Annotated in this window: 7 protein-coding genes; all 7 read left to right on the top strand. The window is 46.3% G+C overall.

Translation table 11 applies throughout. The features are described from left to right. Positions 1–9: 9 nt before the first annotated feature. Positions 10–3,045 (top strand): M23 family metallopeptidase, encoded by a 3,036-nt coding sequence (locus ACM6JA_RS01610; RefSeq protein ID WP_414850873.1) that lies wholly within the window; start codon positions 10–12, stop codon positions 3,043–3,045. Continuing rightward, entirely contained in the window at positions 3,045–3,464 is a 420-nt protein-coding gene (locus ACM6JA_RS01605; RefSeq protein ID WP_007717421.1) for a hypothetical protein, read from the top strand. The genes ACM6JA_RS01610 and ACM6JA_RS01605 overlap by 1 nt, the downstream gene beginning before the upstream one ends. Positions 3,465–3,470: 6 nt before the next feature. After that, positions 3,471–3,890 (top strand): hypothetical protein, encoded by a 420-nt coding sequence (locus tag ACM6JA_RS01600; protein ID WP_007717420.1) that lies wholly within the window; start codon positions 3,471–3,473, stop codon positions 3,888–3,890. A 13-nt stretch (positions 3,891–3,903) separates the two neighbouring features. Continuing rightward, positions 3,904–5,712 carry a hypothetical protein gene (locus ACM6JA_RS01595; protein WP_414850872.1) on the top strand — a complete coding sequence of 603 codons (1,809 nt, stop codon included), beginning with the start codon at positions 3,904–3,906 and terminating at the stop codon, positions 5,710–5,712. 14 nt (positions 5,713–5,726) lie between these two features. Then, positions 5,727–6,815, top strand: a complete 1,089-nt coding sequence (locus ACM6JA_RS01590; RefSeq protein WP_414850871.1) for a hypothetical protein — start codon at positions 5,727–5,729, stop codon at positions 6,813–6,815. Between the two features lie 81 nt (positions 6,816–6,896). After that, the gene (locus ACM6JA_RS01585) at positions 6,897–10,154 is read left to right on the top strand and encodes a family 16 glycoside hydrolase (RefSeq protein ID WP_414850870.1); all 3,258 of its coding nucleotides are present in this window, start codon (positions 6,897–6,899) and stop codon (positions 10,152–10,154) included. Positions 10,155–10,165: 11 nt separating this feature from the next. Beyond that, positions 10,166–14,782 (top strand): hypothetical protein, encoded by a 4,617-nt coding sequence (locus ACM6JA_RS01580; RefSeq protein WP_414850869.1) that lies wholly within the window; start codon positions 10,166–10,168, stop codon positions 14,780–14,782. The last annotated feature ends 8 nt before the right edge of the window (positions 14,783–14,790 follow it).

Here is a 14,790-nt window from a genome sequence, read left to right as displayed (position 1 = left end):
GGTGCTTTCATGCAAACAATGTCCAATGAGCTTCGCAGAATTCTCTCCGAAAGACTCAAACTGGGAGAATTAAAAAAACCCGCTTGCCGCGTCGAGGTCGATCGACTCGTCTTCGTGCCAGGCCGTACCGAAGAACTCGATTTCATTATGAGTGATCCTCGGGAAGAGAAAACGCTGACCCGGACCATCATTCAAGATGGCTCAGGAGAGGGTGGCACTGCTCCATCCAAGATTTCTTTTGTCTTTCCGGTGGAAGGCAAAAGCATCCGAGATATTACAGCCTATATGGGCGACAATCGCAACCACAAAGGGATTGATATCGCTTGTCCAGTCGGTACGCCCATCAAAGCTGCCTGGGCTGGCAAAGTAAAAAAAGTGACCGTGTCTGAAAAATATACGAGCTTTGGCTTTCGCGTAGAAATTCAGCATGCAGATGGCATGTGGACCCGTTACGCCCATATGAGCGAAATCCACGTCAAAACAGGGGATTATGTCACGCAAGGCACTATTATCGGAAAAAGCGGCAATACAGGAGACGTCCGCTCTGCCGGCGTTACGAACATGGGCACCTATGACGATCCGAATTCCCCCCGCTCTAAAGGAAGAGGAGCTCATCTGCATTTTGAAGTTTGGAACGGACAAGCTGTCATCGATCCGTTTCCTTATATGAATGGCTCGAAGCATCTGTTCGCTGCCTCTTCCAATAACGGCGCAGGAGTCACAACCGATGCCACCTATGTTGGAACGCCAGGAGCAACTCTTTTGGACGAACGGTTTACCAATAATACGTGGCACACAAAATCTGTCTACAAAGTAGACGAGCTGACCAAAAAGCTATCCATGATCGAGAGAAGCTCGACTGAGCATAGCAACCTTACCTTTACCTTTGACCCCAAAGGGTACAAGACCGTCTTCCCATCCCCTACCGTTACGACAGGTATGAATCTCAAGCTGACCTCCGTTCACCCCGGCATTTTTAGCATGGGGTTCTCCACCAACTTCGGTGAAGGTGCCGGCGAGCTACGCGTTTTTTTCAATGGAAAAATGCAAATCAAGGTCAACAAATTCTCCGGGACAGAAAACGTAGAGATTCGTGACATCCCCTTTCCCAATGGCGAAATGGAAATCCGTATCGAGCTGTCTTGGAATGGAAAACAAGTCAATCGTTTTTCCCTCCAGTACATTCAGATCAAGGAATTGCAAGGGCGACCCGATCTGTACGGGAACAAAGACAAAGTCGATCCGACGGTACAGCAGGAGTTTTTTGAGGAACGGGAAATTACGAGCACCTTCATGCCTGGTCAGCCGCGAAAAGTATCGCTCCAGGTCGGAAAGTTCGTCTATATGGACACCCTTACCCTCGACAATATTAACCACATCGAAATGGACGACCAATATGAAATGGATTCATGTGAGGCACGCATCACAATCTCGAACCCTGGCGGCTACTACAGCCCGGACTATAATCCGTTTTACTTTCCGGAAACCTACAAGGAAACGCCTTGGTCTTATTTTGTGAATGGATTCCATGTTGGTGTTCTCTCCGAAAATACTCCTGTCCGGATCTACATGGGTTATGGTCTGAATTTGATGCGTGTGTTTACTGGTCTGATCGACAAGCTCGATTTGAATGGCGAGGAATCGACCATGACCATTTACTGCCGCGATATGTATAAGAAGATTTTGAACAAGGTCATTACCGAGGACAAGCAATATCCCCCAGATGTCGGACATTCTGCCGCACATGATACCAACGTTTTTTCCGCGATGTCTCGTCGGGACAAAATCATCTCGATGGCCAAAAAGCAGGCCAAGCAGCAGGGCCCAGAGCTCGATTATAAATTTCTGCTAGCCATTGCGGAGCACGAAACCAACATGGGGACACTGGGGAAAGGGCTTCCTCCAGGAGACTTCATTCTCGGGTATGGATGCTATACCGGAGAAAAATGTGATCCGCAATACCAAGGGCTCGAACGACAGCTCTATCGTGGCGCCGTTCGCTATCGGGAAGCCATGGCGAGCAAAGGGTGGCGCTTCCAGTCTGTCGACGACGTCAAATATTTTTGGCAAGGAGGCGACAAGGGCGCTTATCAATGGGCGAGCGATACGAACTGGTATAACAGCGTGTGGCAAATCTACCAAAAATTCCGCTCAAGCACGGAGTTTGATTCGATTCCAGAGTGGGAGGGTGCCCCAGCTGTCCAGACAGAGCCTACTGCGAAAGCGGCCTATCTCAAATCGGCTATCGTCCAGGACTTGATCGCCCATGCAGGAATGTATGGCTGGCGCAGCAATCCGCAAGACATTTTCTACCCCTATGCCATTGTACAAGAGACGAGCTATACCCACGTGACGCAGGCGACAGGCAAAGTTTTCAAAGCGGTACCGGATAAAGAAGGCGAATTCATTGAAGTCGATCCCGAATCCATTTTGACCCCAAAAGGTTGGAAAAATCCTTTTGTTGAGCCACCCGGACGCAAATTCGAATCGTATCAATACAAAGTCGGAGAAGCCATCGCGGAAATCATGAAAGAGACGCCATTCCGTTCCTATTGTGACCGTTACGGTACGTATCGCCTGGAAGAGATTGATATGAATCGGCCGATTGTGGCTACTTTTACCGAGCATGACAATTTGATCACGATTCATAAGACCATCGATTTTTCACGTGGCAAAAGCCATCTTGTCATTTTGGATGAAGAAAATAAGGTCGGTCATTTCGTAGACACGGAGATTTTGATGGAGCTGAAGGGCGAGGTACGTACAGGCGTTAGATCCGTTCCTTATGCCAAAACAGACGAGCTGAAGAGGGTGGCTGCCCAGCGAACGTTTTTTGATTTGAAACGGTTGTGCCGTACGCTACAAATTTCCATCCCCGGTAACCCTACCCTAGATGTCCTCGATCGTATTTACATTATCGACTCCAATACAACCACCCGCGAAGCGTATACCATCAAAGGAATCCGCACGATGTTTGATGCGCAGAACGGCTATATGCAAATCCTCGATTTATTTTGGAGCAACAACGAGGGGGCTATTGTGTAATGGCCGGAATTGCGAATGATTATTTGATTTACCCGATCCTCGATCTGATCCGTGATGAAGTCCACCGTACCACGAAAGTCATGGCAGACCCGTTCGCAGAGGAACCCTCTGTACGTCTGATCCGGGAGCATCCCCTCGATCCCGAAAAGGTCACGGGTGCCAAGCTATTCTACGAGTCTGGCTACATGCTGGACATCTCCCTCACGTTTGGCTCTACAGACACTACCACCTTCCCGCTTGAAGTCGATCAGCTCCATCCAGACTGGGAGTACTATTCCCTTTGGCGCTTAACCTCGGTTACCGCAGCGGGCTACGCACCTGACGGAAAAACGGTAGGATCTTACCTGATCCGTCTACTCTATGATACGAGGGGCCTCTTAACTGGCACCGATGTCCTTCGTATAGAGAAAGAGAGGTGAGTACAAGTGGGCTTCTCCGTTGTTTATTCGGGCGGGGGCGTAATCGACAAGGTACGAGAACTCCCCTACCCGCACTTTTCCAAATTTACTGAGCCCTTCATTCGCGGACGCATGCTTGATGTGACCGCGTCCAAGCAAGTCTTTTCCGATACCTATGCCCTTCCCTATCCGACAGAGTTTTTGTCCGTGGCGTTTGCTACCAATAATTATTGCGTCGGCGATTACTGGGAGCTGAGTCTGGACGGCGTGAAGGTCTGTGAAACGATTTATACCAAAGAGCTCCCAGAGTCCGTCTCGATGGGAAACAGCTTTGGGATCGTCTATCCGTTGAAGCCAAATGCGCAGGTCCGCTTTGACTTCCACAACATTTCAGGTACGGAAAAGAAAGTTTGGTACAATGTGAAATTTTTACGCAAGAAACTGTAAAGGAGGCGTATGGATGCCTAGTAAACAAGTAGCTTGGATCGAGGGCGAGGTCACAGCCGATTTGCTCATCAACAAGCTGGCTGATGAAATCGTCAACGCCAAAATCCCGGATACGAAGAACCGATGGGAAAAGGTGTTTGAAGTCAATGAAGATAAGTGGGTTACGTTTAAGAAGACGACTGTTGCGGATACACAAGGGACGTACAAGCATACGGATGGGAAGACTTATCAGGTTTATGTGTTGCCGGATTTGCGGGAGTTGAGAGCTGTATACTCAGGGACACCCCTCGTTGATGAAGATGGGTATGTCTATGAAACATTTAACTCAGCCAATACGAAATCGGGTAAAAAAATTCAGGTAAAAGAGTTTGTCTATAAAAATGATGAAGGCAAAGACATTTCCCTATCTGTCCCAGGTCTATTGGTGGTTAATGTCGATGATACCGATTCTGCAAACACAGTCGGTAAGAAGTGCTATGTACTCCTTCAAGGTAAATACGAGCTTGATGGAGTTACTTTTACACCTGGAGCTGAATGGAACGAGTACAAGATCATCACACAAATGCCTTCCGATTGGAACGACGTTCTAGCAAAATCTAAATGGACTGTCTATTCCGCAGGAGGTTATTCAACCTATGTAGATTCCGCTCCTTACAAATTCGGAATGGTCAAATACATTGCCAACCCCGTCCACCACTACGACCGCACTGTCGTCCTAAAAGCCGTTCCTGACGTTCCTTCAGGCCAAACCCCTAACGACTATTTTGTCATGATCAAACATCCTATTAATCAATACAACTACTTGGATGTGTCCTACGGCAAAGGCTTCAAAGGTAAAAACCCAGTTGGCAATTCTGCCGATACCTACCTGCTAGCCTGCGATAATAGTAACGTTATACCTGGTAAAGTACCTGTCGTCATCGATCAAAAACAGGCTGAACTCCAGTACAACAAATGGAACAATCCTGATGATACCGACAAATACACTCCACCTCACGAAGCATGGGCACTCGATTACGATGACAAGGTCGAAATCAAAAGCCCTTCCTCCCACTTTTTCTACGGCGCCGACTCTGTCGTCTCTTGGGTACCAAACAAGAAGCGTCGCCCAGACTACTGGGTCGAATACAACCTCTCTGTCAGCAATGATCGTGTAGCAATCGTAATTGAGGGCGACCCTTCGCCTGATATGGATGCCTACTACAGCAGCTTTGCTTATATCGGAAAAACTATTCCTTTTGCTGACTATGACCACAAAGGCAATTTTGGAATTACAGTCGGCATGGGCGACTTGACAAAGGAAAAATCCAGCTTCCTACCAGCCGACATCAAACAGGACACCAATCCTAACTACTCAGGCTGGGGGCGCTATACCTCCAACGGCATGTACTCCTTCTCCATGCTGCAAACCCGAAGCTCCGTCTACTTCCAAGCGTACTACCCTGCCTTCATTACCCAGCTCCCCAAATACGATGGGGTGGGCACGCTCCCTCCTGAGCTGTCCAAAATGGTACTCGAAGCAAACGGCTTCCAAAGCTCGAAATGGACGAAGAAATATCATGCATCGCCGATCTATCTGGTACACCAGTTCGAAGGCTATCGTGGCTACCTCGACAGTGTCGTAGCAATTGAGGACCATAATCTGATCAACAAGGACGAGCTCGCCGTAGATACCGAGGAACCAAAAGATCCGAAGGACCCTGCTGCCGGAACTTGGACAGAGGTATACAAGTTCTTCCGAATCAATACCCCGGTCAACTTCTTCAAGTACTCCCCCAACCCTACTGATTGCACCATTGCTATCTTAAAAGAAGTATATTAAAGGAGGAATTTTACATGGCTAATTTTAAATACATTGAAAAAATCACCACTTCTAAAGAACTCCTGGATACCATTAAATCTGAAATCGAACAAATCACCAACTATCCCCATAACGCAACTGCTGGAGAGACGCAGGAGAAATCTACCTGGACGGTCATGACCGATCTCACAAAAAAAGATTCCGCTTCTGGCAAAACCTCCGAGCTAGTCTTAAAGGGCAGCTCCAATATTAACAACGTGACAAAAGAGTTTTATGTGAAATTCGTCAATCCAGGCTTCACCAACCCGAAGGAACACAGCTCCTTGACGGTTCAAGTATTGGAAGGATACAACCAGACAGCCAAAACCTTCGCAACAGAAGGACACCCAGTCAATTTCGAATGGGCTGACGAGAAATTCGTCGTAAATGGCAAACCGACAGATCGTACGATTGATAAACCTGTCTACCTGTACATGAACGTGATGAACAATCGCCTTTCCCTCGTAGCTGTTGGTGATCCGGCTGTTCACTTTGAAGATTATCGCAAGAGCTTCCTGTACGTAGGCGCACTTAAACCATTCAAGTACAACATGGATGATGTGGTTGGAAACATCATGCTGACAGCCGGTGCAGTCGCTGCTGAACCTGCTGCTCCGATCGCCCCTCACGATTATGGTCAATACACCTCTTTTGGAAACAACACCTTGCAAATGCTGGCGACAAAATCGGGCATTCGCTTCCAAAAGCACTACCCTGCCTTCATTACCCAAGCTCCTCAACCGGGCAAGGCATATTCTGACAGCAAGCTCGGTGACACCGGACTTCTTCTGGAGCCTCAAGGCTTTAACGCATCTGCTTGGACACGCCGTTACCATTTGAGCCCGATTTATGTCGTGCACGGATATGATGGATACCGCGGTAGCTTGGATGCATGCATTGCTGTTTCGAAAAACAACATTCTCCACTTGGATGAATTGATCATTGATGTCGATCCGAGCGACACGACCAAGAAGCACAAGCAGGAAGTATACCGCTATTTCGATCACAATACCGAGCAGAATTTCATGAACTACTCCGCCAATGTAAAAATGGGAGTCGCGTTCCTGAAGGAAGTTCGCTACTAAAAGAAGTCCCTCTAAAACCGTATAGCTAGCAAAAGGGGGAAACTAGAACACATATCTGGTCTTCCCCCTTCTTTTTGGGAGGTGAACTATTTGACCGGGATTTCTTCTCTAGCAGCCTATCAATTCAGACTTACAGACCACCACGCTTCTATTCGCAACTATATAGGAAAAGTAACTTTCACGACTTCGCCCTCCCGTAAGTATTCCTTCGTCTATATTCCCTACGGACAAAGTGCCAGTATGGTCATGCTGGATTATTTGCTCGCGAATCGGAAATCATTTGCTGCTGATCTTCAAGACTCTTTACAGGATATGATCCGGAATGATACTAGCATGGCCAATCCCATGGAGCTAGTCGTGGTATCCGATCGCTCGCCGCTTAAAGAGAGCTTTCTTCAGGACGATGCCTTGGATGCTGACCGAATCATCAAGCAGCCGCTACAAGTTATTCGTCGCGTTCATTTATCAGATCGGATTAAAACAGCAGGGATGGCAAAGCTCAACCCTGCCCAAATGTCCATACGCGTGAACAAGGATGAGCTGCATATTGATTTGCCACCAGCATCGGCAAGCCGTTCCATTTCTGCCGAAGCTGCCATCGGGAAAGAACAACCTGGAGCAACACGAACTGAACGATTCGCCGGAAAAAAGATGAACGAATGGTTCACGGGAGAGCGTTTATCTACCTTCGATTTATTCGTTAACACCGAAAGAAGCTCTGCTGAGCGAAAGTTTTGGTCCTTGCTCTTTGTACAGATGGAAAGGGAATACGCAACCAGATCGATCGCTCATCACCTATCTATTGAGAGCAGCCTACCTCTTTCCAGCCGCGATAATAGACATGCCATGTTTACGGATTGGTCCAGTTCCATTGGCGAGCGTCAATTTGCCTTCCAGATGACCCGACACTTCGTGCAAGCCTTCCACCGGATTAAAACAAAGCCGACGAAGGTGCTTCGCGACATGGACTGGGCTTACCTCAAAGCCCGTCAGTATGACGCCTTGCTGCACTTCCTTCACCGTGCAGGCAGGATCGCTACGCAAGACTTAGCAATCCATCGGGCTTCTACTGGTTTTCGAACCATGCTCCAAGGTGGCTCCATTTTACAGAAGCGAGACTGGGGCTATCGAGATTTCACGCGCCTTCTCTCACTTAATACCTTAACCTTCAAAGGCTTTCGGCCGTACCAGAATGACTTGTCTATCAATACTTCTCACCTCTGTGCTGCTCGTCCCTATCAATCACCAGGCACACTCATGACAGAGTTTACTTTCGGTAGTCGATACTCGATTTCGGACCTTGCTATCCTTATGTCACAGCTTACTAGCACACGTTCGATTCAAACAGACGCATCGATTCTGAGCTATCTCGAACAAGCTTTTCGACACAACAATCCTCAACTGTTTATCCCTAATCCTCTTATTCATTCTCAGCGAGAAAAAGCAAGTAAGCTCTGGATTCCCCAGCACTTCGAACTCGGAAAGAAACACCTTTCTCGCCCCGCTTCCATTTTGACGGATGATCTTCGCGCAGATCGCCATCTCATGCGTGCTGCTCATCTGTGGGAAAAGGAACGCGCTATCGACCTTAGTGGGGGCAAAGCACCTAAGCCATCTTTTTATCAGGATGAGGATGACATTTTCGCCCTCTTGGAAAATGTACGCCCAAGTCTCCTGGCTGAAGATATAGTCTTCGCGACCATCTTACGGTTACTGCCCGCTCATCTTTTGGAAGACATCCTTGCTTCTAAAGAATTTCCTTCCCACCTGATGGACGATATGATTTTTGCCTCGCGCCTTACAGACGGTCAGAGTATTTTGGAAGCACTCATGGAATGGGCGCTAACCAACAAGACTTTCGATGCTTACGTAGATGAGGAATTTTTAGAGGGTGTACGGACACGGGTTCAGGCATTGATCGAATCTGAGGTCATTTTCAGTAAAGCGTTGCAAGACAGGGCCGGCATTCTTTCTTTTGAGACATGGGAGTCGACCCGCCCGAATGAGGTTCTCTCGCATCTGGAGGAGGACGGGGTTGCAGGAAAACGGGAAGTATTGCTCTCTTCCTCGGTTGAAGAGGTGGGGATCGCTAGTCAACTGGAGGCAGCCCCTGCAACCATTGCAGAAACACTCGTTGGCGAAGATGTATTTCGTCCAGCCGAGCTGCAAATTGAGCATCCTTTTGGTTACATGGAACCCGATCCGTCCTTTTTGTTCGACGAGCATACAGCTCGTAAATCCGCTCACGCCAGCGATCTTGACGAGTTGCCGGTCACCGCACTACTGCGCAGTAGAATCACTGAATTGTGCAGCGGTTATCTCTTCGCTACCTCCCCGCATGAACGAGCCAGTTACCTCGTCGATTTATACGATGTGGCCGAAAAAAGTGCGCGTGATGGGGAACTGCAAGACGATGAATGGCGAAAGTATGCCAAGCTCGCGCTAGAACAAACGGTATTGCATGAGCAACTGATTGCCTATCAGCCGGAAGCAGCAGCTCATTTGATCGAATCCATCCTCAGTTACAAACAACCAGATCAAGCTGTTATCAACGCGGATTGGGTCGCCTCCAACCAAGAGCGAGCTACCTCACTGCTCACCCCAATCATGGGTAAAAAAGAACTCGCAGATGCCGTCATCCTCGAATACTTGGCTGGCCAAATGGATCACAGAAAAGGGCATATCGAGCAACCATTACTTTCCGTTCGCGACTACAAGAAAGCGTGGGTAGATCGTATAGAAGAAATAGGACAAGGTTTGGTCTACGACTACTCGGATGATGTACTCGAAGCTGAACACGATCCCGAGCATTGGTCAGGTGGTTTTTCTGTTCCAGAAGCATACGATCCCCACGATCCATTCAATGCGTACTATCCGTGGACGACAGATAGGAACGCACTCGCGATGGGGCAAGACAACTGGACTCGTTTTGGTTCTGGCACATGGGAGCATAATCGCGACCAAGGCACTTTTACCCACACAAAAGGCTCCAGTGGCATGAGTGGTTACATTCGAAATGACTTTACCTATTCAGACTATCAGTTTGAGGTTGATTTCAAAGTCGATGAGCCCGCAGATGGAGACAGCGCTGGTATCGTGTTCAAATATCACAACGACCAGAACTACTGGATGTTCGTCGTCAGTGACGGAAGCGCCAGCGGAATGCCGCGACCCATGCAGCTTTTCAAAGTAGAGAATGGCCGATCAACCATGTACTCTACCCCGATGAGCCCATTTGCTTGGGCAAAAGAGAAATGGTATACGCTGCGTGTTTGGGTTACAGGCAACCGCATCCGCGTCTGGGTAGATCACAACTTGCAATACGATTTTACCGATTAGAGGTGATCATTTTGGGTCATACGTTTGGCATTTTTTCTAAATCAGTGGGCAACGTCACATTCGGAAAAATGCGCTCCTCATTGGTAGAGGGCGCATTCCACCCGAATCATCCGGACAATCCGGACAGCCCCAATCGTCCTCGCGCAGAGGATCGTTACGCTGGATATCAGAATCCGCTACTAGGTGATCCCGGCAAGGGTCAGATTGGTCGTTGGCAGACGGTAAATCTCGACTCTCTCGAAAGCATGATCGACCAGATGATTGAGCAATTTGTTCGGGACAAAAACTGGTACGCCAAGGTTCGTTGCCGCGAAGCGCTTTGGAACATGTACCGTCGCCTGGAATGGTGGGTCAACCAGCAAATCGATCCGCAAAAAAACGACTATCAACGCGCCTTGCTCATGGTACGAGATTGCATTTACAAAATCCTGAAAAACGCCGAGCAGCCAGATGGAACCCACCAAAATGTTTCTCTGCCAGTTTGTCCAGCTCCTTACTATCATCACTTTAGCGGTTACTATCTCAATCATTACGATGCCATCGATAAAGAAGTCCCTACATTTGATATGCGGACTCTCCCGCTATCGGACAAGTTTCACGGCCTTTTCCGTTACGTATCCTCGACAGAAGATCAGGAATGGAAGATGGTTCACTCTATCGACTCCAATGAGATGGCAGGGAATGAGAATATCATGAAGCTGGATGTGACCACTCTCAAGCACGGCAACTCCAGCAAAGTGACTTTTCAATGGCGCTTTAAAAAGCAAGGTTTCATTCGTTTCAAGTACATGGCTAGCACCGCTCCTGGCGATGGGTTGCTGTTTTTTATTAACAATAATCAGGTCGGTGGGGAATGGAATCAGAACAGCAACTGGCAGGAAGCGAAGTTTCACGTCAAGCCGGGGCAGACGTACAAGTTTGATTGGTTTGTGCGGCGGATGAGTGATCGGCGGTTTGGGAAGAATGCGGTTTATGTTAAAGATGTGGAGTGCGTTGAAGTGGTGCAGAGTCTGGATGAGCAGACACCACCGGATGTGGATACGTTGGGGGATGCGGCTTATAACATTCCTGGATGGGAATGGTTAACCTATTCCGATTCGAGTAAAATGTCCACCTTTTTCTCAGGAATTGTTGGAACAAGTTCGAGAAGAGTCCAACGAGTGATGGATAGCGACTGTGCAGGGGATTTTAGCTTCGAATACCAAATGGGAACAAATGACCTCCCCTATACAGAAGAGTCACTTATGTTTTTTGACGACACTTTTACATCCAACAACCAATCTGGCTCCGGTAAAAAGGGGAGTACAGTTCATTCTACACATGGCTGGCAGTGGTCTTTGGATGGAAGACAATCATCTACAGAAGAAGACAATGCAGTTGTTACTTATACGGTAACTGTCGGAGACGATTGCACAGTAGATTTGACTGGTGACATTCAAATGATTTGCCCTCCACTAGAGATTGACCATTATGAAGAACGCTCTACTTATTTGAGAGAACCAGAGGGCTTCTCGCTTTCTGGTGAAAATAAATGGACTTGGAAAACAATTGGAGGTGTGGGCACAGGGTTCCACATGGAGGATCCCATCGTAAAAGGAAATGGAGATGTCACACGAGTCATACATTTAGAAGCTGATGGCTGGATGGAGTTTAGCTTTTTTCACAGACTGCGTCCATCTGAAACCTTTTCTGTGATCGTTAACGGAGAAGAAGTTCTTAGCTCCCTTGAAAATGAATCTGCGAAAAACGTACGAGTCCCCCTTTCCCAAGGAACCAATACTGTTACCTTCCGAATTCATGATACTTCCACGGAAGAACCCCTAGAAAATGAATATCCGGGGGAATTTTCATATGGCTCCTCTCGTGGAAAACACCGCACACCGATGGGGAGCTATATTGATGTAGACCGTGATTGGCGGACGGATGGTGATTCTAGCTATACGGACAACGATGGAGATGAAAATGTCTACAAGATTCACCTAAATCCTGGTACTACTTTTGAACTTACAGAGGACTTAGCATTAAGTAGCTTGGTGGATGAATCTGCTCATGAAAATGAATATACCGAGATCTTTTCTGAAGACTTTAACTCCAAAGATCATTACGCTAAAGAAATCCGGGTGGAAGACCACTGGGAATGGGAAGATATTGTAACCCGCTACAATGGCCCTGGTCATGGTGGTGACGGTGTGCTTAAGGTTGAAAATAAAGATGGGACAACAAATCGATTATATGTTGAGGACATCGATTTAGCCGAAGATGGATACGTAAAATTTGAGTATGGTGGTTCTTTTTCAAAGTATGAGAAGCTAAAGTTGTATCGTAATGGAACGCTAATCTGGTCGGGTAGAGAAAGCACCTCCGATCCTTTGGGGACAACTGTTATTGTTCCGCTTCCTTCTGGCAAGCAAACGTTAAAATGGCAATTTGAGGATCACGATAAGGTGAAAGTTCCTGAGCGAGATTATAAGCCGCCTACAAGACCAGATCCTGTAATAGCTGGTGAGGAATGCTATCCAAAAGGAAGTCAGACAGTACCAATAGATTATTCAATACCAACTTCTAACCCGCACTATATATATACGCCTCGAAAGGCATACCTATATTCAAATTCCGGCAGAATTTATTTTGAAGGTTCTACCCCAATTGGCCATGCTAGGTCATTGGATAAGCGGGGTGTGTACAGGACTATACAAGCATCTTCCGTTGGAACAGCGAAATATACGGAAAAACTTAAGATTTTAGCTGGGAAAGGCACAGTCGTTCAAGATTCTTATAATGTCCCTGTAACATGGCAGTTTAGCCCACATAAAAATGCAAAAATAAAAACCCCAATTCATTACAATTCTACTTACGTTATTACTTCACAACAGGTAGCACCGTATAAAGACAGTGCGGGTTCTATACCTACTACTTGGTATGTCATCTTTAAAAGTGTTGGTGATGAAAAAATAACCATTAATTTTGATTATCAATACTATGTTTACGAACTTGATAATGGACAAAATAATCCAAGTGGCGGGAAACAAACCTATGTCAGACGTATGGAAGGATTGAGTCAATTAGGAAAATTTGAGAAAGGGAAATTAATAGCCTCACAATCATTGGGTCAGCTTACTTCTAAAGATCATATCGGTTTGATTCAAAATCCTCTTGAAATAAAAGATTGGCGAAGTTCCACACCATATAAGAGAAATCCTTTGTACATTAAAGATCGAGGTACCTATGCTATTGCATTCAGATTTCGTGATATTTATAGAGAAGATTCCGGACTCGGTAAAAATAACTGGCCTTTCTACATGGCGATCAAAGATTTAAAAATAACTTCTAATAAGCCTCATAAGTTAACAGAGGAATATGATAATACAGCAGTCGAAGTATTCGTTATGAATGCAGTAAATGGAGGGACTATTTCTAGGAAGACCTATTATACAGAGGGTAAAGAAAGTCTCGAGCGCACTATTACAGTTGATGTCCCTCAAGGAAAAAAGTATTCTGTCCAATACCGCCTCTTTAAGGGAGAAAGCAATCGCGGAGGCAAATATGACGATGGTGGGATGTTTATTGTCAGTAACGGAAACATGGTAGAGACCTGGATTGACTATTGTTCAGACAAATTAAATAACATCTACCCCAAAAATAAGTCCCCCTATGAACCTAATACACCTCCTTCTTTTGACGAAATTATCCCTGATGATTCTTGGTGTTGGATTGATACTATTGCAATTCGTGAAGGAAAAAAGAAACCGTGCCGTGACGCTCGTGTAAGGGTCAGAATATATGATGATGACGATAATCAGCTCATATCAGAAAGAAATTACAACGACTTTGATGATATCCAGACAATACGTGCACGTATAAAAAATGATAGTTTAGAAGGGAAAAACTATTCGATAAAAATCAAATTTGATTCTGACTGCGATGTTGAAGCACGTTTAAGTAATGGTCAATATACATTTCAAGATAAGTTCCCGCTCAAACCTTCAAGCGCCTTTGTTTATGCCTTTAAAACAACGGCAAATGTACCTATTTGGATGGGAGGATGTAATGGAAGTAAATTACATGTGAACATGTATGACGAAAATGATCATTTACTTCAATCCAACACTTTAGCAGTTTCAGACTTTTACAGCTTCTCTTTTTCAAATCTAGTAAAACAACGAAATTCCAAAGTAAGAGTCGAAATAAAAACGGAACAACGTGGTCAGATAAGCACTTGGACAGGAAAAAAGTACTTTTCTCTTTTTCGGGTGCGCTCGTTCAACGCTACCGAAAACTGGAGTCTTAAAGCCGCTCCGTTTAATAGCAGACTAGATTTTTTTATAGATGGTACACTTGCTGGCTCATATACTAACCAACATGGAGTACCCGTATTTCCTGTCTCCAAGGGTAAACACACATACAGATGGGTCTTTACGACCAACGGCACCGAAGATGTTTGGGATTATTGTGAAATTGACTTCATTAGACTCAGTAATTGGATATGTGATGCCGTACGGGTCACCCCCTACTGCGATCCCGGAAGCGGAGACAAATGCGTCGAAGCACTGATCAAATGCTTGCTGGCGATCTGGAAACAACGCCCTGAGGCATGTGTGATTGGCAAACGAATATGGCTATTTACGTAAGGAGGTAC

It is taken from the genome of Brevibacillus sp. IT-7CA2, from assembly GCF_949767855.1.
GTDB lineage: Bacteria > Bacillota > Bacilli > Brevibacillales > Brevibacillaceae > Brevibacillus.
Note: the sequence above shows the minus strand (reverse complement) of the source record. Positions and strands in the feature narration are given on the sequence as shown.

Excerpts from the sequence above, each read along its gene's own strand:
- ACM6JA_RS01595 (WP_414850872.1), top strand. The coding sequence starts at position 3,904 with ATGCCTAGTAAACAAGTAGCTTGGATCGAGGGCGAGGTCACAGCCGAT.
- ACM6JA_RS01610 (WP_414850873.1), top strand. The coding sequence starts at position 10 with ATGCAAACAATGTCCAATGAGCTTCGCAGAATTCTCTCCGAAAGACTC.
- ACM6JA_RS01605 (WP_007717421.1), top strand. The coding sequence starts at position 3,045 with ATGGCCGGAATTGCGAATGATTATTTGATTTACCCGATCCTCGATCTG.
- ACM6JA_RS01590 (WP_414850871.1), top strand. The coding sequence starts at position 5,727 with ATGGCTAATTTTAAATACATTGAAAAAATCACCACTTCTAAAGAACTC.